The 19621-nt window shown below is 34.5% G+C and carries 17 protein-coding genes; 2 read left to right on the top strand and 15 right to left on the bottom strand.

Annotated elements, in window-relative coordinates:
* Nucleotides 1–171: 171 nt before the first annotated feature.
* From nuoF to aspS, 8 genes are all read right to left on the bottom strand, one after another.
* Entirely contained in the window at nt 172–1542 is a 1371-nt protein-coding gene (nuoF, locus tag FN795_RS07415; protein ID WP_142450045.1) for an NADH-quinone oxidoreductase subunit NuoF, read from the bottom strand.
* 1 nt (nt 1543) lies between these two features.
* Nucleotides 1544–2074 (bottom strand): complex I 24 kDa subunit family protein, encoded by a 531-nt coding sequence (locus tag FN795_RS07420; protein ID WP_142450046.1) that lies wholly within the window; start codon nt 2072–2074, stop codon nt 1544–1546.
* A 193-nt stretch (nt 2075–2267) separates the two neighbouring features.
* Nucleotides 2268–3506, bottom strand: a complete 1239-nt coding sequence (locus tag FN795_RS07425; RefSeq protein WP_142450047.1) for an NADH-quinone oxidoreductase subunit D — start codon at nt 3504–3506, stop codon at nt 2268–2270.
* Nucleotides 3507–3531: 25 nt separating this feature from the next.
* Entirely contained in the window at nt 3532–4053 is a 522-nt protein-coding gene (locus tag FN795_RS07430) for an NADH-quinone oxidoreductase subunit C (RefSeq protein ID WP_142450048.1), read from the bottom strand.
* 1 nt (nt 4054) lies between these two features.
* Complete coding sequence (locus FN795_RS07435) at nt 4055–4603, bottom strand: NADH-quinone oxidoreductase subunit B (RefSeq protein WP_116751528.1); 549 nt, start codon at nt 4601–4603, stop codon at nt 4055–4057.
* A gap of 148 nt (nt 4604–4751) precedes the next feature.
* Nucleotides 4752–5117, bottom strand: coding sequence for an NADH-quinone oxidoreductase subunit A (locus FN795_RS07440; protein ID WP_035646215.1), 366 nt, complete (start codon nt 5115–5117; stop codon nt 4752–4754).
* A gap of 243 nt (nt 5118–5360) precedes the next feature.
* Entirely contained in the window at nt 5361–5555 is a 195-nt protein-coding gene (locus FN795_RS07445; protein ID WP_007137066.1) for a cold-shock protein, read from the bottom strand.
* Between the two features lie 307 nt (nt 5556–5862).
* Complete coding sequence (aspS, locus tag FN795_RS07450; RefSeq protein ID WP_142450049.1) at nt 5863–7614, bottom strand: aspartate--tRNA ligase; 1752 nt, start codon at nt 7612–7614, stop codon at nt 5863–5865.
* A gap of 159 nt (nt 7615–7773) precedes the next feature.
* Here aspS and FN795_RS07455 point away from each other — a divergent pair, with 159 nt between their 5' ends.
* Both FN795_RS07455 and FN795_RS07460 read left to right on the top strand, forming a co-directional pair.
* On the top strand, nt 7774–8772 hold the full coding sequence (locus FN795_RS07455; RefSeq protein ID WP_142450050.1) for a TlpA family protein disulfide reductase: 999 nt from the start codon (nt 7774–7776) through the stop codon (nt 8770–8772).
* Nucleotides 8773–8983: 211 nt separating this feature from the next.
* Nucleotides 8984–9331 carry a toxin-antitoxin system YwqK family antitoxin gene (locus FN795_RS07460; protein ID WP_035646207.1) on the top strand — a complete coding sequence of 116 codons (348 nt, stop codon included), beginning with the start codon at nt 8984–8986 and terminating at the stop codon, nt 9329–9331.
* A 54-nt stretch (nt 9332–9385) separates the two neighbouring features.
* Here FN795_RS07460 and FN795_RS07465 read toward each other — a convergent pair whose 3' ends face one another.
* The 7 genes from FN795_RS07465 to FN795_RS07495 form a co-directional block, all read right to left on the bottom strand.
* On the bottom strand, nt 9386–10495 hold the full coding sequence (locus FN795_RS07465) for a PepSY-associated TM helix domain-containing protein (protein WP_142450051.1): 1110 nt from the start codon (nt 10493–10495) through the stop codon (nt 9386–9388).
* A 64-nt stretch (nt 10496–10559) separates the two neighbouring features.
* Nucleotides 10560–12110 carry a PepSY-associated TM helix domain-containing protein gene (locus FN795_RS07470; protein ID WP_142450052.1) on the bottom strand — a complete coding sequence of 517 codons (1551 nt, stop codon included), beginning with the start codon at nt 12108–12110 and terminating at the stop codon, nt 10560–10562.
* A 3-nt stretch (nt 12111–12113) separates the two neighbouring features.
* Nucleotides 12114–12416 (bottom strand): hypothetical protein, encoded by a 303-nt coding sequence (locus FN795_RS07475; protein WP_142450053.1) that lies wholly within the window; start codon nt 12414–12416, stop codon nt 12114–12116.
* A gap of 11 nt (nt 12417–12427) precedes the next feature.
* A complete protein-coding gene (locus tag FN795_RS07480) occupies nt 12428–12760 on the bottom strand; it encodes a hypothetical protein (protein WP_142450054.1) in 333 nt (110 codons plus the stop codon).
* Between the two features lie 57 nt (nt 12761–12817).
* On the bottom strand, nt 12818–15298 hold the full coding sequence (locus tag FN795_RS07485) for a TonB-dependent receptor (RefSeq protein ID WP_142450055.1): 2481 nt from the start codon (nt 15296–15298) through the stop codon (nt 12818–12820).
* A gap of 217 nt (nt 15299–15515) precedes the next feature.
* Nucleotides 15516–16757, bottom strand: coding sequence for a 2-oxoglutarate dehydrogenase complex dihydrolipoyllysine-residue succinyltransferase (odhB, locus tag FN795_RS07490; protein WP_142450056.1), 1242 nt, complete (start codon nt 16755–16757; stop codon nt 15516–15518).
* Nucleotides 16758–16836: 79 nt separating this feature from the next.
* Nucleotides 16837–19611, bottom strand: a complete 2775-nt coding sequence (locus FN795_RS07495; RefSeq protein ID WP_142450057.1) for a 2-oxoglutarate dehydrogenase E1 component — start codon at nt 19609–19611, stop codon at nt 16837–16839.
* Nucleotides 19612–19621 lie beyond the last annotated feature (10 nt).

The following is a 19621-nucleotide window of genomic DNA, read 5'->3' on the forward strand; positions in this document are numbered from 1 at the left end:
GTCTTTATTTTGTTTTTTTAGTTTCAGGTTTCAGGTTTCACGTTTACACTTGAAACTAAAAAAACTTGAAACTTTAAACTATTTTAAACTTTTTTGTTGAAAGTCGGAATATTGAAAAGAATTGCTGTCCTTTTTAACATTATGAACTTTATAACTTTCTGCTTTTTATTTTTATACGATTACTTTACCGCCTACTAAATGTTTTACTTGTGAAAAAGGTTCAGCAACAAAGTGATCTCTATTTTTAATTTTTTCTGGAAAACGAACGTGATATTCAAATTCATCTCTAAAGTGACGAATCGCTGCTGCTACTGGCCAAGAAGCGGCGTCACCAAGCGGACAAATTGTGTTTCCTTCAATTTTACTCTGAATACTCCAAAGCAATTCGATATCTTCTTCACGACCTTGACCGTTTTCGATTCTCCATAAGATTTTTTCTAACCATCCTGTTCCTTCACGGCAAGGTGTACATTGCCCACAAGATTCGTGGTGATAGAAACGGGCAAAGTTCCAAGTGTTTCTAACGATACAAGCTGTGTCATCATAAACGATAAATCCTCCAGAACCTAACATTGATCCGGTAGCAAAACCACCATCACTTAAAGATTCGTAAGTCATTAAACGATCTTCTCCGTTTGCTGTTTTGAAAATCAATTCAGCCGGTAAAATTGGCACAGAAGAACCTCCAGGCACAAATGCTTTTAATGGACGGCTTGAAGACATTCCTCCTAAATACTCGTCAGAATTCATGAACTCGTCTACGCTTAAGCCTAATTCAATTTCATAAACACCAGGATTTTTAATGTTCCCTGAAGCAGAAATTAATTTAGTTCCAGTAGAACGGCCAACACCAATTTTAGCATAATCATCACCAGAATTGTTTACAATCCATGGCACAGTTGCAATAGTTTCAACATTGTTTACCACTGTTGGATTTGCCCAAAGCCCTGAAACCGCTGGGAAAGGTGGTTTAATACGAGGATTTCCTCTCTTACCTTCCAATGATTCAATCAATGCTGTTTCTTCTCCACAGATATAAGCTCCAGCTCCACAGTGAACGTGAAGTTCAAGATCGTAACCTGAACCTAATATATTTTTTCCCAACCAACCTGCAGCTTTAGCCTCGGCGATTGCTCTTTCTAAAATTTTGAAAACCCACATATATTCTCCACGAATGTAGATATATGAAAGGTTTGCTCCTAAAGCGTAACTAGATGTAATCATTCCCTCGATCAATAAGTGAGGAATATATTCCATCAAATAACGATCTTTGAAAGTTCCCGGTTCAGATTCATCGGCATTACAAACTAAATGTCTTGGTTTTCCTGATTTTTTATCAATAAAGCTCCATTTCATTCCGGCAGGGAAACCCGCGCCACCACGACCACGAAGACCTGATTTTTTTACTTCTTCAGTAACTTCATCCGGCGTAAGTGTTTTTAAAGCTTTTTCTACAGAAGCATAACCGCCATTTTGACGATAGACTTCGTAGGTTTTAATTCCAGGAATATTGATTTTATCTAATAATATTTTTTGTGACATCTTATTTATCGTGTAATATTATTTTATCATCTTTACAATCAGCGATTAACTGATCGATTTTTTCTTCTGTCAATTTCTCTTTGTAGAAATCGCCTAACTGCATCATTGGAGCATATCCGCAAGCACCTAAACATTCTACACCAGCAATAGTAAACATTCCGTCTGGAGTTGTTTCGCCCATTTTGATGCCTAATTTTTCAGAAGTATAATCCATTAAATTTTCGGCACCACTTAAACAACAACAAGAAGTCTGGCAAAATTCAAACATGTATTTTCCAATTGGCTTTTGGTTGAACATGGTATAAAAAGTAACCACTTCATAAACTTCAATTGGTTTGATCTGAAGGATTTCAGCAACTTTATCTTGTAGTTCAATACTAAGCCAGTTGTTGTGAGCATCCTGAACCTCATGCAAAACAGGCAATAAAGCCGATTTTTGTTTGCCCTCAGGATAATGACTAATCAATTCATTGATACGAGTGATCAATGCTTCAGTCATATTTATTTCTTGTTTGTAATGTTTACGTTCCATTTTTATTTTAGATTTTAGATTTTAGATTTTAGATTTTTTCAATCTTTGTCCATAATCCGTATTCTGCAATCTTTGTTTTAGTTTTAGATTTTTCAATCTGAATTCTTCAATTCTATATAAGTCTAGATTTTCAATCTAAATTTAGATATGCCATTCGGCAATCTAAAATCTAAAATCTTCAATCTAAAATTTTTTAGGCGTCTAATTCTCCTGCAATTACATTTAAACTTGATAAAATAACAATTGCATCAGAAAGCAACGATCCTTTAATCATTTCTGGATATGCTTGGTAATAAATAAAGCAAGGTCTTCTGAAATGTAATCTATATGGAGTTCTACTTCCGTCTGTAACTAAATAAAAACCTATCTCTCCATTTCCTCCTTCAACAGGGTGGTAAATTTCGGCAACCGGAACAGGAACTTCTCCCATTACAATTTTAAAGTGATAGATTAAAGATTCCATATTATTGTAAACATCTTCTTTTGGAGGAAGGTAATAATCTGGAACCTCTGCATGATATTCGTTTCCGGCTGGCATTTTATCCAAAGCCTGACGAATAATACTTAAACTTTCCCAAACTTCAGCGTTACGAACACAGAAACGATCATAAGTATCACCTGATTTTCCAACAGGAACAATAAAATCAAAATCTTCGTAAGATGAATAAGGTTGTGCAACACGAACGTCGTAATCAACTCCTGCAGCTCTTAAGTTTGGACCTGTAAATCCATAAGCCATTGCTTTTTCAGCTGAGATTGCACCTACGTTTACAGTTCTGTCAAGGAAAATTCTGTTTCTTTCGAATAAGTTTTCGAATTCTTTCCATGCAACTGGAAATTCTTCAAGGAAAAGATCTAGTTTTCTGAAAGCTTCCGGAGACCAGTCTCTTTCAAAACCACCAATTCTTCCCATATTTGTAGTCAAACGAGCTCCACAAATTTCTTCGTAGATTTCGTAGATTTTTTCTCTAAATTGAAAAACGTATAAGAAACCTGTATACGCACCAGTATCAACACCAAGAATCGAGTTACAAATTAAGTGATCGGTAATACGAGCAAGCTCCATTACAATAACTCTTAAATATTGTGCTCTTTTTGGAACTTCAACACCTAGTAATTTCTCTAATGTCATCCACCATCCCATATTATTAATAGGAGAGGAGCAATAGTTCATACGGTCTGTAAGAGGCGTGATTTGATAGAAAGGACGATTTTCGGCGATTTTTTCGAAAGCTCTGTGGATGTAACCAATAGTTGGTTCGGCCTCTAGAATTCTTTCACCATCCATTAATAGGATATTTTGAAAAATACCGTGAGTCGCAGGGTGAGTTGGACCTAAATTCAGTACTGAAAGCTCGCTTCCGTCTTCGTTTAGTTTCTCCTTAATTATTTTAGCATAACGATGCTCTGGTGGTAATAATAGTTCTGACATTTTATAATGTTGAATTATTTATTTTTTAGCAATTTGTTGTTGTTCTTCCAAAGAATCTGTCGTCTTTATCAGTTCTTCCGCTGTCTTCCATTGGGAATTCTTTTCTCATTGGGAAAGACACCATTTCGTCCATATTTAAAATACGTTTCAATTGTGGGTGACCAATAAAATTGATTCCGAAGAAATCGTAAGTTTCTCTTTCCATCCAGTTTGAACTTAAGAAAATATTTGAAATAGTTTTAATTTCTGGCTTTTCACCATCTAAATAAACTTTAATTCTGATGCGTTTGTTTTCGATCCAATTGTGCATATGGTATACTACTGCAAACTGACGATCTAGTTCGTTATCCGGATAGTGAATCCCGCATAAATCAGTTAAAAAGTTAAATTGCAGATCAGCATCATTTTTTAAAAACAGAATCAAGGCTGTGATTTTGTCAGCACTTGTTTCTATTGAAAAAATATCTCTTTCTTGTTGAAAGTTGAAAACATTCGTGTCAAATGTTTCAATAAGTTTATCTTGAATCAGGGTATTTTCTAAAGCCATCTTATGAAATGTTATAGGAAGCTAATAATTCTTGGTATTCTGGAGAGCTTCTGCGTCTAACAGATTCGCTTTTTACCAAATCTTGTAATCTCATTACACCATCAACGATTTGTTCTGGTCTTGGAGGGCATCCTGGAACATAAACGTCAACCGGGATTACTTTATCTATTCCTTGCAAAACTGAATAAGTATCGAAAATACCGCCAGAAGAAGCACAGGCTCCAACAGCAATTACCCAGCGTGGCTCAGACATTTGTTCGTAAACTTGTCTTAAAATTGGAGCCATTTTCTTTGAAATAGTTCCCATTACTAATAACATATCTGCCTGACGAGGAGAGAAACTCACACGTTCAGAACCAAATCGTGCCAAATCGTAATGTGAAGCCATTGTTGCCATGAATTCGATACCACAGCATGAAGTCGCGAAAGGAAGCGGCCATAATGAGTTAGCTCTTGCTAAACCAACAACATCGTTAAGTTTTGTAGCGAAGAATCCTTCTCCTACAACTCCCTCTGGCGGTGCAACCATATTTACTTTTGAATCGCTCATTTTTATTTTAGATTTCTGATTTTAAATTTTAGATTTTTGAAATCTTGAAAAGTAAAATCAATTTTTTAAATCAATTTTTTATTCGAGGATTAGATTTTTAATTCTAAATCATTTTAAAGATTAGAAGTCTAAATCTAAAATCTCTAATTTATTCCCACTCTAAAGCCTTCTTTTTGATGATGTAAAAGAAACCAACTAAAAGCAAAGCCATGAAAACAATCATTTTAAGCATTCCTTCGATGCCTAAATCTTTAAAGTTTACTGCCCAAGGATAAAGAAAAATTACTTCTACGTCAAACAAAACAAATAAAATAGCAACAAGAAAGTATTTTACCGAAAAAGGGATACGTGCATTTCCGACAGATTCGATCCCACACTCAAAGTTTTTGTCTTTAACTTCAGAGGTTCTTTTTGGACCTAATTTTCCAGAAATAATAATTGTTCCTACTACAAAACCAACAGCCAGAATGAACTGCATTAAAATTGGAATGTAACTGTATTGATCAGATTGCATAAACTTAGGGTTTTTACTTAAAGAATAAGCCACAAAGATAACTTTCAACTATGTAAATCACAAACTAAAGAGGGATATAAGTATGTTGCGAAACGAGGTTTATATCTAATTTTTATTGATTATAAATAAGAAGGTCTTTTTTTAATATTTTTTTAAGAAATGAGCAAAAAAAAACGTTTCGAAATTAATCGAAACGTTTTTAAAACCATTCAGAGGCAAAAAAAATAAATTGCTATATTTTTCTTAGATTACTGCTACTTTAGCAGCAACTTTCCCTTTTCTTCCTTCTTCTTCTTCATAGCTTACACGGTCACCTTCGCGTAATTCTTCCGCGTTAATTCCTGAAGCGTGAACGAAGATGTCCTTTCCTGTTTCTTCGTCTGTAATGAATCCATAACCTTTAGATTCATTGAAAAATTTTACTGTACCTGTACGCATTGTAATTGTAATAATAATTTATAATAAAGCAAATGTAACATATTAACTAATACAAAAGACATGTACGTGTTAATTTTTTGTAAAAATTATTGATTTACAGTGTTTTTACGTGGTTTATTGCATCTATTTTTATATGAAATACCCTTATTTGAGAATTGTTAATTGTAGGAATATACGAAAAACCGAATTGTAGGAATTTTTTATCTTGATAAGTGTAAAATTTGCAATTATTCTTAAAGATTTAGAAATAAAAAAAGCAGCTGAAATTTTCAACTGCTTTTTTAGTATGATTTAATTTTTTTAAGATTTAAATAGCATCAATTTTAATGTGCAATTCTTTTAATTGCGTATCATCAATTGCTGCTGGAGCATCGATCATTACGTCACGTCCAGAATTGTTTTTTGGGAAAGCAATGAAATCTCTAATAGTTTCCTGACCTCCTAAAATTGCAACCAATCTATCCAATCCAAAAGCTAAACCTCCGTGTGGTGGTGCTCCAAACTGGAAAGCATCCATTAAGAATCCGAATTGCGCTTTTGCTTCTTCTTCGGTGAATCCTAAATATTTGAACATTAATTGCTGTGTTGCTTTATCATGAATACGAATTGATCCTCCGCCAATTTCGTTTCCGTTTAAAACCATATCGTAAGCATTTGCACGAACTTTTCCTGGTTCTGTTTCTAACAAAGCCATATCTTCTGGTTTTGGAGAAGTAAATGGGTGGTGCATTGCATGGTAACGACCGCTTTCTTCGTCAAGTTCCAATAATGGGAAATCTACAACCCATAATGGCGCAAATTCTTCAGGATTACGTAATCCTAAACGAGTTGCTAATTCCATACGAAGTGCAGAAAGTTGCGCACGAGTTTTGTTAGCCGGACCAGAAAGTACAAAAATCATATCTCCAGGATTTGCTTCCGTAGCTTTTGCCCAATTTGCTAAATCATCATTGTCGTAGAATTTATCTACAGATGATTTATATGTTCCGTCTTCGTTGCATTTTACATAAACCATTCCAGATGCTCCAACTTGAGGACGTTTTACCCAGTCAATTAATCCGTCGATTTCTTTACGAGTGTAATTTCCTGCTCCCGGAACTGCAATTCCGACAACTAATTCTGCCGAATTGAAAACTGGGAATTCTTTGTGCTGTGCAAATTCGTTTAACTCACCAAATTTCATCCCGAAACGAATGTCCGGTTTGTCATTTCCGTATGTTTTCATAGCATAATCGTAGGTAATTCTTGGGAATTTCTCTACTTCAATGCCTTTAATTTCTTTTAATAAATGTCTTGTCAAACCTTCAAAAACATTCAAAATGTCTTCTTGTTCTACAAATGCCATTTCGCAGTCAATCTGAGTAAATTCTGGCTGACGGTCTGCACGTAAATCTTCGTCACGGAAACATTTCACGATTTGGAAATATTTATCCATTCCACCCACCATCAAAAGTTGTTTGAAAGTTTGTGGAGATTGTGGCAATGCATAAAACTGTCCTTCGTTCATTCGGCTTGGTACAACGAAATCTCTTGCTCCTTCCGGAGTCGATTTGATTAAGTAAGGCGTTTCAACTTCGCAGAAATCTAAATCAGATAGATATTTACGAACTTCCATTGCTACTTTATGACGAAATAATAAACTGTTTTTTACAGGATTTCTTCTGATATCCAAATAACGGTATTTCATTCTGATATCCTCTCCACCGTCCGTTTCATCTTCAATTGTAAATGGAGGAGTTAAAGCTGAATTTAGAATAGTTAATTCAGAAACTAAAATTTCAATTTCACCAGTCGGAATGTTTTTGTTTTTGGCTTCACGCTCAATAACAGTTCCTTTTACCTGAATTACAAATTCACGACCAAGAGTTTTGGCCAATTCAAAAACGGTTTTATCGGTACGACTTTCGTCGAAAATAAGTTGTGTAATTCCATAACGGTCGCGTAGATCGACCCAATTCATAAATCCTTTATCGCGTGATTTTTGAACCCAGCCCGCAAGCGTAACTTCGGTATTAATATTTGAAGCGTTTAATTCGCCGCAATTATGACTTCTATACATGATCTCAATTTTAGACTGCAAAAGTAAACACAAAATTCAAATTAAAATAGCAAAGTGATAAGCTGATGCATATTAATTTTTAAATATTTTGTTAATTCTGAAATTTTGAAGTACTTATTTCTTTAGATTTGAGATACTAAAAACAAACCTTAATAAACTATGAAACAACTTTTTATTGCTGGAATAATCCTTTTGAGCACCTTTAATGCCGTTGGACAGTCTAAAAAATATGTCACTTTTGAGGCAAATATTGCTAATAGAAATAGCGACGTTATTACCATTTTTAATGACGGAAAGATTGTCAAAAAGATTAATGTTAATGCAAAAGGCATTTTTAAAGATACTTTAGTATTGAATGGAGGAAGAGGCCAAATGTATGACGGTGTTGAATCAACTGAATTGTTTCTGAAAAATGGTTATGATATAAAGCTTAAAATGGATGCTAAGCAATTTGATGAAACGATTGTTTATAAAGGTAAAGGAAGTTTAGAAAACAATATTTTGGCACAGCGTATTCTGGCTGATGAAAAGCTTTATGATAAGAATGTTGCAAATTTAGATGACGCCGCTTTTAATAAATTAGTTGATGACAAAAAAGCAGCTGATGCAGCTCGATTAAGCAATAAGAAATTAGATCCTGATTTTGTGAAGATTGAAACTGAAAATGGGCAGCAAGCAATTGCTGAAATTACAGAACATCGTGATCAAATGTTGAAAATGGCAAAATTGAATAATACAACGTCACCAGATTTCGAATTTGAAAATCATAAAGGAGGAAAAACCAAGCTTTCAGATTTAAAAGGTAAATATGTTTATATTGATATGTGGGCAACTTGGTGTGGTCCTTGCCGAGCTGAAATTCCTTTTCTTCAAAAAGTCGAAGAAAAATATCATGGCAAAAATATTGAGTTTGTTAGTATTTCAATAGATGCGCCAAAAGATCATGATAAATGGCAAAAATTCGTAACCGATAAAAAGCTTGGAGGAATCCAGCTTATGGCTGATAATGAATGGAAATCTGATTTTGCAACAAGTTACAATGTAGTTTCAATTCCACGATTTATTTTAATTGATCCACAAGGTAAAGTTGTCAATTCAAATGCTACAAGACCATCTGATCAAACGCTTCAAACACAGTTAGATTCATTATTGAACTAATTTATTTACGAAATCGATAACGTTATCGTAACATTTTGATTTTCATAAATTACCAATAAAACCAGTGCCTAAGCGCTGGTTTTATTGTTTTATGGAAATTTCCAATGTTAAGTTTTCATTCAATGTTACCAAATTGTTAAGCAAAAGTTTTTTTAATGTAAACATTTGATTATATTTGATAAAGATTTCTTAACATTAAATACCTACAGATATGAAAAAGAGTGTAATTTTAGCTGCGTTGTTGTTCTCTGGAATGTTAATTGCGCAGGAAACTAAACCTGAATTAGAAGCCGTTGGAAATACAGTAAAAGCTACTTATTACTATGAAAATGGTAAAGTACAACAAGAAGGTTTTTTTAAGGATGGTAAGTTGGATGGTGTTTGGGTATCTTATGACGAAAAAGGAAATAAAAAAGCCGTTGGAGAATACACAAACGGAGTAAAAACTGGAAAATGGATTTTCTTTAATGAAGACAGTCTAAAAGAAGTAGCTTATGTTGACAGTAAAGTTAGCTCAGTGAAAAATTTACAGAAAAATGCTTTAGCAAACAGAAATTAATTGATTTCGACAAATTATAAAAAAACCGTCTTGTTAAAAAACGAGACGGTTTTTTTATGCTCTTTTTTTAGATTTTTTGCGGCGTCCAAACCAAATTACAAAACCGGTTACAGGCAATGCCGATGCAAGTAAACTGACTGTAAAAGCTATTATTTTTCCGGGTAGATCTAAAACTTGTCCTGTGTGAATGCCATAATTCATTTCGACTATCTGAAGTCCTAAAGTTTTTTTATCAAAAGGCTGATTCTGAATTAATTTTCCGTCAGAAGGATGAAAGTAATAATTGCTTTGCTGATCATATCGTAACGTATGCGGATAAGCACCTGTACTCACAATATCAGTTTTTTGCTGTGGGACCATAACAAAAAACATTTCGGCTTTTGGCTGAAGTTTCATCGTTTGAATGAAAGCTTTATCAATTGCAGTAACTGAAGCGGTTTTGAATTTTGTGGTATCAATTACTGGTAATTTTGTTTCAACTGCCTTGTCTCCGCCAAAATTGAATGTTTTGTAAATGCCATCGCCTACCCATTCGTAGGTAAAAGTTAAACCAGTAATAGCGAGAATAAGTACAATCAGCGAAATATAAAACCCAGAAGTATTGTGCCAGTCATAATTGACACGACGCCATTTGGCATTCCATTTAATGGTAAAACTTCTTTTAATGTCACTTCTTCGTTTTGGCCACCATTGAATAATTCCAGAAATTAATAATAAAATAAAAATGATTGTTGCGCCTCCAATAATATGTTTTCCTATATAATCGGGCAAAAGCAAATACAAATGAATGTATTCGACAATAATGAAAAAGTCAGTTTCAGGATTTTCGGTTTTTAAATATCGACCTGTATACGGATTAAAATAAAGATATAAGTTCTCTGTATCTGAATACGTGTAAACAATAGCCGAACGGTTTTTTCCGTAATAGGCAACCATGCTTGTTTTATTCTTAGGAACAATTTCGTTTGCTTTTTCTTTTAAAACAGAAGGTGGAAGGAAAGGTTTGTTTTGCGGTTCAACCAAACGCCATTCTTTACGAGTAATATCTTTTATTTCATCATGAAAACAGAAAATACAGCCTGTAATGCAAACTATAAAAACAATAAGCCCGGAAATTAATCCGAGCCATTTATGCAGAAAACGTATTTTCGTTTTAAATCCCATTTTTTGATTAAAAGCGTAAAATTATACCCAAAATCAATAGAGGACAAATTATTTAAGCTAATTTTTATGAAACAACTTTTTTAGGCTTTAAATGGTAAGCTACATATAATGAAATTGAAGCCAGGAAAATCCAGAAAACATCGATAAAGAAAATCTGAACTTTGTTACGCATGAATGAAGTCCAAAACCAATCTCCAGAAACAATTCCGTTAGTAATTGGAATTAAGAATCCTAAAATGCTTCCGGAAATCAGGCAGAATTTATTGGTAAAAGAATCGTTCTTTTTGATGATAAAAAAGATGGAAAGCAATAACCATCCGCCAAAATAAAGTGTAAATAAATTAGATTGGCTTAATGGATAAAAGATTTTGCTTCCAATAAAAGCCAAAGCCGTAATAGGATACATACTCAAACAAATTGCCAGATAAATTCGAACAACTGCGGCGTTGAAACGTCTTTTCTTTTCTGGAAGATTATTTTTTTGTCTTGCAACCAACCAAATCATCACTCCCGAAATAATTACGAAGCAAGTTATAATTCCTAAAATAAAGCTGATAATTTTTAATGCATAACCGCCATAATCGCCAAAGTGAATTCGGTACAAAACATTTTTCACTACGTCAAGATAACTTGTTTGTGCTATAGGATCTTTTTTAGCAATTATTTTTCCGTCAGAAACACGATAATCAATTTTTCCTATTCCTGTAAATTTTTTGTGATTCAGCATTTCACCTTCAACCAAAACATGCATATTAACATCGCCATAATTTTGGATATATACGCGTGTAACTTCAAAATCAGACCAATTGCTTTTTGCTTTTGCTACCAGCTGATTTATGTTAAACGGATTTGCTAATTTCTTTTTTTCAAACTTATAATCAGCGTCTGTATACTCCAGTTCTTTATACAATTTATTTTGATCGCCATTATATAAAACCTTTACAGCTGGCGCAACAATTAAGAGTTTAATCATGAAAAATGCTCCCGTTACAGCATAAACAAACTGAAAAGGCAGACCAATCATTCCTAAAGCTGTATGCGCATCTGTCCAAAGTGTTTTTAATTTTTCTTTTGGACGGAAAATATAAAAATTCGATACAATTTTTTTCCAATGCAATAAAACTCCTGTTATAATTGCGAATAGGAAAAATAAAGCCGTAAATCCAGAAAGGTAATATCCGGCCGGATAAGGGATTTGAGCCAAAAAATGTAGACGATATAATAATTCTCCCAAAGAATAAGCTTCTTCGTAAGTATAGGATTTATAACTTTTGTTGTCCAGATAAAAGAAATCTCCAAGACGTTGTTTTTTTGGAGCCAATGAGTCTTTTGTTCCTTCAAGTGAAACAGCAACTCGATTTTCTATTGAAGGTTTAGAAATAGTAATATTTCTTGCGTGCAAAACATATTTTTTGTCAAGATGCTGCAGGGCGTTGTTGTAGTCTAACTGAATTTCTTTTGTTTGTGCTGTAGATTCACTTCTTTCCCAATTGACAATTTCATCTCTAAAAAAAGAAAAAGATCCAGCGAAGAAAATCACAAATAGCACTACGCTGATTACAATTCCGCTGACAGTATGTGTATGAAAATAGATATTATAATGACGGTTGTTCATAGATTAATGCGCCGTTTGATTATAGGTTTGACCCAGGTAGATAAAAAGACAAAAAAGAAGACTTAAAAGAATGTAAATGAGCCAGATTTTCCAGCCACTTTTGGCTAAAAAAGCAATTACCATTAATGCTACCCAAAGAATGAATCCGCTGAAAGCCATTGTAATCAATACATCTGCACGATTGAACCAAGTAGCTAAAGCCAGATGAAAAGTGACAGATACAAAGTAACCTCCTAAAATCGCCGCTGTAATTTTGAGAAAACGAGGCAAAAAAGCTGGAGTTAGATATTTTGGATTTGCTGGCATGTAATTAAGGTTTAGTTGTAATAAGATTCCAAAAACGCAACAAACAGCAAGATTGCTAAAAGCGCTTTACTGTTTACTTTTTTTAATGGAGTCAGAATAATGATTAAGCTTCCAACAGTCATTAACTGAATAAAAAACATCAACGTGCCACAACACAATGACTTTGTAAAAAGCCACATTGCGTATGCAGTCGCCAATAAAAATAAACCAGTGATTTTAGTTTGTTTCGGATTTTGTTGCATCCATTTTTCAAACCCAAAATCATACGATAAAACAGCTCTTTTTGAAGTGTAATAAAGTGTGTAAAAAGCTAAAAAAACGATAAGGCTGGCTAGTGTTATCATGATTTATAGAATTTAAAAACACCTTTCTGGTTTAGCAGAAAGGTGTTTTTTTATTAATTAGAATCTATAAGAGAAACTTGCTGCTACGCTTCTCATGTTTCTTGGGTGGATTGTAGACCATCCGTCATAAGTATCAACGTTAGCAATGTTGTCAAGTTTTAGAGTCAATACATATTTTTCTGTTCCGTAGAAAATAGAAGAATTTAAAACAGTGTAAGACGGAATTGTAAATTGACCAACAACATTTCTGTTCATAATTAAGTTCTTGTCAGCATAGTTTCCTCCAAAACCTAAACCAAAACCGTTTAAGTCTCCTTCTGGAAATTTATAGCTAGCCCAGAAGTTTACTAAGTTTCTTGGTCCAGAGCTTTCAGGTCTTTGTCCTACGAAAGAAGGATCTCCTGCATTTAAGACAGCATCAACATAGCTGTATCCTGCAACAATGTTTAATCCGTCAATAGGATTTGCAATAAATTCAGCCTCGAAACCTTTGTTTCTTTGTGCTCCATCTTGGAAAGCTGTTTGAGTTGTTGCAGTGTAAACGATATAAACCTGATCTTTTACCTGAATGTCATAGTAACTGAATGTAGCGTAAAGTTTATCTTTAAAGATGTTTAATTTAGTTCCAACTTCAAATTGATTAGCGTGTTCTGGTTTAAAAGTTCTTGGACGTCTGCTTCCGTCAGGTAAAATTTCTGTTACAGGAGCAGAGTTTGCAAAACCATCCATGTAATTTGCAAAAATCGATACTTTGTCAATAATTGGCTGATAAACTAATCCAAATTTAGGAGAAAATGCAGTTTGGTTAAAATCATCATCTTTGGTTGATACATCACCAGCAGTCATAAAACGGTCAACACGTAAACTTGCCATTGCAGATAGAGCAGGAGTAAAGTTGATCACATCAGAAAAATAAGCACTGTAAACTTCTTGTTTTGTTTTAGCGTTTGTCATAGTAGCATCAGCTAAAAGCGCATCAGATCCAGCTTTTGTTAATTTTCCGCTATCACCGTTTGTAACATATTTAGCAGGATCAGTAATTCCGAAAAATTCTTCGTTTACTGTTTTTGTGTCAAGGTTTCCAATGTAAATACCACCATTTGAAACATAACTTGAACCATTATCGATACCACCTCTGTTGAAGTAGTCAAGACCAGCAACAATTCTGTTTCTCATGCTTCCGATAACGAAATCACCAATGAAGTTTTGTTGAATGTCAGTTGTAAGAGTAGTAGAGTTTTGGTAGTTCATATAACGGCCTAAAACAATTCCTTCTGTAATTCCAGGATAGTATTGTGTTCCTTCATATAAGTATGAATAATAACCATCTGATTTTGATGAACCTCTAGATACAACAGTTTGTGAAGTCCATTGATCATTGAATTTATACATCATTTGTCCCTGAAGGTTATATGATGGAGTTTTGATTGCCAATTCGTTGCTAGTGTAAGAACGTTTGTTGTCGTAACCTAATTCGTCGATATTGTGAACTCTAAGTGGCGCACCTCTGTCTAAAAACAACATAGTTGGGTTAGTTGCTTCATTGCTCATGAATTCTGTATTGATGAAAAACGAAAGTTTGTCATTTACTTGGTAAGATAATGATGGAGCAAAGAAAAATGATTTTCTGAATCCAGCATCTTGAAAGCTGTTTTCAGTATGGTAAGCTGTGTTTAAACGGAAGTTTATTTTGTGTTCTTCGTCTAAAGGAGTGTTAACATCTACAGTAACTCTGTTTAAACCGTAGCTTCCAGCAGTATAGTTTACTTCGCCACCAAAGTGATCGTAAGGTTTTTTAGTAGTCATGTTGATTAAACCTCCGTAAGAGATTAAACTACTTCCAAATAAAGTTCCAGATGGTCCTTTAATAACTTCAATTTTGTCAATGTTTGCTGGATCTAAACTTCCGTTTGTTAATCCGGGTAATCCGTTGATCATTGTTGGCTGTACAGCAAATCCTCTTAGAGAGAAATATCCTGCACCATCACCACCACGTCCAGTTGAAGCCCAAAGCGGTGTTAATCCTGGCGCATTTTTAAGAGCATCGTCAATATTTGTAACAACTTGCTCTTTTAAAAGGTCGCTTGTAATTGTAGTGTAAACTTGTGGGTTTTCAAGATTTTTAAGTGGTAATCTTGATACTTGCTGTGTTTCTTTACGAGCTAACGGATTTTTTTTATTTCCTCCATTAATTACAATTTCGTCTAATTGCTCTGAATTTGAAGTAATTGTGAAATTCTCTATAATTTCATCTCCACTATTAAGTGTAATGCTTTTTTCTTTAGAGGTGAAACCTACAGCAGAAACGCGAAGAACATAATTTCCTGGCTTAATGTTTTTGATTTCATAGTTACCATTGCTGTCTGTGTTGGTTCCAATTTTTGTACCTTTTAATACTATAGAAACATTATCTGCCGCTTGATTATTTGCTAAGCTGATTTGACCTTTAATAGTTGCTTTTTGTTGCGCCCAAGTTGATGTTCCTGAAAGCAAAACAAAACACAAAGCCAAAAGTGAAATTGTAAATTTATATTTCATTTTTATTTAGAATTGATTTTAATAGTGCAAATTTAATTGTTGAAAGCCAACTATACAAGCTATTTTTATTTATTCTAAATTAAATTTTTTTTAAAGGGTAAAATTTACATTTCTTCAAAAAATTAACATCTTAAGCTAAAATTAAGTTAATCTTAAGCGAAAAAGCCTGTTCAAATTGATGAACAGGCTTTTTATTATTTTTAAAAATTACTTAAAATTACAACTCTAAAGCACGTTTAGCGTCGCCATTCATCAATAATTCTACTGGATTTTCTAAAGCTTCTTTAACGGCAACCAAGAAGCCAACAGACTCACGTCCGTCGATAATTCTGTGATCGTAAGAAAGAGCAACGTACATCATTGGGTGAATTTCAACTTTTCCGTTTACAGCAATTGGGCGCTCAATAATATTGTGCATTCCTAAAATTCCTGATTGAGGAGGGTTGATGATTGGAGTAGATAACATACTTCCAAAAACTCCACCATTAGTGATTGTGAAAGTTCCTCCAGTCATATCGTCAACTGTAATTTGACCATCACGAGCTCTTAAAGCTAATCTTTTGATTTCAGCTTCAATTCCACGGAAAGTTAATAATTCAGCATTACGAACAACAGGAACCATTAATCCTTTTGGTCCAGAAACTGCGATTGAGATATCAGCAAAATCGTAAGCAATTTTGTAATCACCGTCCATCATTGAGTTTACATCTGGATATAATTCTAAAGCTCTTGTAACTGCTTTTGTGAAGAATGACATGAAACCTAAGCCTAAACCACCATGTTTAGCTTTGAATGCATCTTTGTATTCATTACGAATTTGGTTGATTGGCGTCATGTTTACTTCGTTGAAAGTAGTAAGCATAGCTGTTTCGTTTTTAGCCGAAACTAGTCTTTCTGCTACTTTACGACGTAACATAGATAATTTTGTACGCTCAGTTCCACGGCTTCCACCAGTTGGAGTTCCCATAGAAGGTACTGCATTTACAGCATCATCTTTGGTGATTCTTCCGCCTTTACCAGTTCCTGAAACAGTTGCTGGAGCAATATTTTTTTCATCTAATATTTTTCTTGCTGCAGGAGATGGAGTTCCAGCTGCATAACTTGGTGCTGCTGCCGGAGCCGGAGCTGCTTTTGGAGCCTCAGCTTTTACTTCTGCTTTCGGGGCCTCAGCTTTTGGAGCTTCTGCTGCTGGTGCAGCTGGAGCACTTCCTGCTGGTTTTGCAGCATCTGTATCAATTAAACAAACTACAGCACCAACAGCTACTGTATCACCTTCTTCAGCTTTTAGTGTAATTACACCACTCATTTCAGCAGGTAACTCAAGAGTAGCTTTGTCTGAATCAACTTCAGCAATAGCCTGATCTTTCTCTACATAATCTCCGTCTTTTACTAACCAAGTTGCAATTTCAACTTCTTTTATTGATTCCCCTGGTGATGGGACTTTCATTTCTAAAATCATCTTTGTTTTTGTTTAAGGTTGTAGCGTTTAAAGTTTCATGTCAATGATAAACCTGAAACTTTAAACTTGAAACATTTTTTTATCTGAATAAATTTTTATCGAATACCATTCTAATTGCATCTGCATGACGGCGTTTAGCACGTGTGTAGCTTCCAGATGCAGGCGCAGCATAAGCTTTTAATGAAGCCAATCTCCATTTTACAAGATCAAAGTTCATTAACATAAAGCTATAAGCTCCCATGTTTTTAGGTTCTTCCTGAGCCCAAACATAATCATCTGCATTTGGATATTTTGCAATGATTTCTTTGATTTGCTCAACTGGGAAAGGGAATAATTGCTCAATACGAACAACAGCAACATCATTTCTTCCGTTGTTTTCTCTTTCAGCAACGATGTCATAATAGAATTTACCAGTAACAAAAACCAAAGTTTTTACTTTCTTTTTATCTACTGTATTATCGTCAATTGTTTCCTGGAAACTTCCGGTTGCTAATTCATCAACAGTTGAAACGCATCTTGGATCACGTAACAAACTTTTTGGAGAGAAAACTACTAATGGCTTACGGAAATTTGTTTTCATTTGTCTTCTCAACAAGTGGAAGAAGTTTGCTGGCGTTGTACAGTCAGCAACATACATATTTTGTCTTGCGCAAAGTTGTAAGTAACGTTCCATTCTTGCAGAAGAGTGTTCTGCACCTTGTCCTTCATATCCGTGAGGCAATAATAAAACAATACCATTTTGGTTGTTCCATTTATCTTCACCACATGAAATGTATTGGTCAATCATAATTTGAGCTCCGTTAGAGAAATCTCCAAATTGTGCTTCCCAAATTGTTAATGCTTTCGGGTTTGCTAATGCATATCCGTAATCAAAACCTAAAACTCCGTATTCAGATAAAAGTGAATTGAATACGCCGAATTTTCCTTTTTTGTTTTCAATTCCATTCAAAAGAATTACTTCTTCTTCAGAATCTTCAACTTTAACTACCGCATGACGGTGAGAGAAAGTTCCACGTTCAACATCCTGACCAGAAATACGAACATCAAATCCTTCTGTTAAAAGCGAACCGTAAGCCAGTGCTTCTGCAGTTCCCCAATCAAGAGTATTGTTGTCATATCCTGTTTTTCTATCAGTAACAATTTTAGTTATCTTACTGATGAATTTTTTATCAGTTGGTAAAGTTGAAATTGTATTGATGATAGAATCTAATCCTTTTTTGTCGAAAGTAGTATCAACTTTTTGAAGCATTTGTGTGTCAGTTACCTGAACAAATCCTTCCCATTCGTTTTTCATGAATGGAGTAATGATTGTCAAATCTTTTTTACGGGAAGCTTCTAAGTTCTCCTCTAAAGCAGATTTATATTCTTTTTCTAAAGCATTAACATAAGAAGCATCGATTACGCCATCAGAAAGTAATTTCTCTGCGTAGATGTCTCTTGGGTTTTTATGTTTAGCGATGATTTTGTATAAAACTGGTTGCGTGAAACGAGGTTCGTCACCTTCGTTATGACCATATTTTCTGTATCCTAATAAATCGATAAATACGTCACGTCCAAACTGCATTCTGTAGTCTAATGCAAAAGATACTGCATGTACAACAGCTTCCGCGTCATCAGCATTTACGTGTAATACTGGAGATAAAGTTACTTTAGCAACGTCAGTACAGTAAGTTGATGAACGAGCATCTAAATAGTTAGTTGTAAATCCAACCTGGTTGTTGATTACAATGTGGATTGTTCCTCCAGTTTTGTAACCGTCAAGTTGAGCCATTTGAATGATTTCATATAAAATACCCTGACCTGCGATTGCAGCATCTCCGTGAACGGCGATAGGTAATACTTTAGAGAAATCGTCAGCATAATATTTATCTTGTTTTGCTCTTGTGATTCCTTCAATTACAGCTCCAACCGTTTCTAAGTGAGAAGGGTTTGGTGCTAAATTGATGTTGATGCTTTTTCCTGATCTTGTTTTTTTGTCGGCAGTAAGACCTAAGTGGTATTTTACGTCACCATCAAAATATTCCTGATCGTAATCTTTTCCGTCAAACTCACCAAAAATATCCTGAGTTGATTTTCCGAAGATGTTTGCCAAAACGTTCAAACGACCACGGTGTGCCATTCCCATTACGAATTGTTCAACACCTTTTTCAGCAGCTTGTTCGATTAAAGCATCTAAAGCCGGGATGATAGATTCTCCACCTTCTAATGAGAAACGTTTTTGTCCAACATATTTAGTATGAAGGAAATTTTCAAAAGATACAGCTTCGTTTAATTTATTTAAGATTGTTTTCTTTTCTTCTGTAGAGAAATTAGGCTGATTCGTATTTACAGCTAATTTGTCCTGAATCCATTTTACAACACCAGGATTCCTGATGTACATATACTCAATACCGATATGCTGACAGTAAATAGTTTTTAGGCGATTTACGATATCTTGCAAAGATGAAGGTACCATTCCGATTGTCTGCGCAGCATCAAAAACAGTTGAAAGGTCAGCTGCTGATAATCCGAAGTTCTCGATATCTAAAGTTGGAGAAGATTGTCTGCGGTCGCGAACAGGGTTTGTTTTAGTGAACAAATGCCCACGTGTACGGTATCCGTCAATTAATTTAAGAACATTAAATTCTTTCTTTAGTTTTTCAGAAATCTGACTGTAATCTGTGTTATCGCTAGTCACGTACTCAACGATCGTTTGCACTGGATTTTCGTCGTTATAAGTTGTCATTCCAAAGTCAAAACCTTGAAAAAAACTTCTCCAGCTAGGCTCAACGCTGTCTGGGTTAACTAAATATTGATCGTATAATTGTGCAAAAAACTCGGTATGCGCTGCATTTAAAAATGAAAACCTATCCATAATATTAGTG

It is taken from the genome of Flavobacterium resistens, from assembly GCF_900182645.1.
Taxonomy (GTDB): Bacteria; Bacteroidota; Bacteroidia; order Flavobacteriales; family Flavobacteriaceae; genus Flavobacterium; species Flavobacterium resistens.

What these genes read in the sequence shown, in the direction of transcription:
- aspS (WP_142450049.1), bottom strand. Translation starts at nt 7,614, where the DNA reads ATGTATAGAAGTCATAATTGCGGCGAATTAAACGCTTCAAATATTAAT.
- FN795_RS07470 (WP_142450052.1), bottom strand. Translation starts at nt 12,110, where the DNA reads ATGAACAACCGTCATTATAATATCTATTTTCATACACATACTGTCAGC.
- FN795_RS07445 (WP_007137066.1), bottom strand. Translation starts at nt 5,555, where the DNA reads ATGCGTACAGGTACAGTAAAATTTTTCAATGAATCTAAAGGTTATGGA.
- FN795_RS07435 (WP_116751528.1), bottom strand. Translation starts at nt 4,603, where the DNA reads ATGAGCGATTCAAAAGTAAATATGGTTGCACCGCCAGAGGGAGTTGTA.
- odhB (WP_142450056.1), bottom strand. Translation starts at nt 16,757, where the DNA reads ATGATTTTAGAAATGAAAGTCCCATCACCAGGGGAATCAATAAAAGAA.
- FN795_RS07495 (WP_142450057.1), bottom strand. Translation starts at nt 19,611, where the DNA reads ATGGATAGGTTTTCATTTTTAAATGCAGCGCATACCGAGTTTTTTGCA.
- FN795_RS07425 (WP_142450047.1), bottom strand. Translation starts at nt 3,506, where the DNA reads ATGTCAGAACTATTATTACCACCAGAGCATCGTTATGCTAAAATAATT.
- FN795_RS07460 (WP_035646207.1), top strand. Translation starts at nt 8,984, where the DNA reads ATGAAAAAGAGTGTAATTTTAGCTGCGTTGTTGTTCTCTGGAATGTTA.
- FN795_RS07465 (WP_142450051.1), bottom strand. Translation starts at nt 10,495, where the DNA reads ATGGGATTTAAAACGAAAATACGTTTTCTGCATAAATGGCTCGGATTA.
- FN795_RS07440 (WP_035646215.1), bottom strand. Translation starts at nt 5,117, where the DNA reads ATGCAATCTGATCAATACAGTTACATTCCAATTTTAATGCAGTTCATT.
- FN795_RS07455 (WP_142450050.1), top strand. Translation starts at nt 7,774, where the DNA reads ATGAAACAACTTTTTATTGCTGGAATAATCCTTTTGAGCACCTTTAAT.
- FN795_RS07475 (WP_142450053.1), bottom strand. Translation starts at nt 12,416, where the DNA reads ATGCCAGCAAATCCAAAATATCTAACTCCAGCTTTTTTGCCTCGTTTT.
- FN795_RS07430 (WP_142450048.1), bottom strand. Translation starts at nt 4,053, where the DNA reads ATGGCTTTAGAAAATACCCTGATTCAAGATAAACTTATTGAAACATTT.
- FN795_RS07485 (WP_142450055.1), bottom strand. Translation starts at nt 15,298, where the DNA reads ATGAAATATAAATTTACAATTTCACTTTTGGCTTTGTGTTTTGTTTTG.
- nuoF (WP_142450045.1), bottom strand. Translation starts at nt 1,542, where the DNA reads ATGTCACAAAAAATATTATTAGATAAAATCAATATTCCTGGAATTAAA.
- FN795_RS07420 (WP_142450046.1), bottom strand. Translation starts at nt 2,074, where the DNA reads ATGGAACGTAAACATTACAAACAAGAAATAAATATGACTGAAGCATTG.
- FN795_RS07480 (WP_142450054.1), bottom strand. Translation starts at nt 12,760, where the DNA reads ATGATAACACTAGCCAGCCTTATCGTTTTTTTAGCTTTTTACACACTT.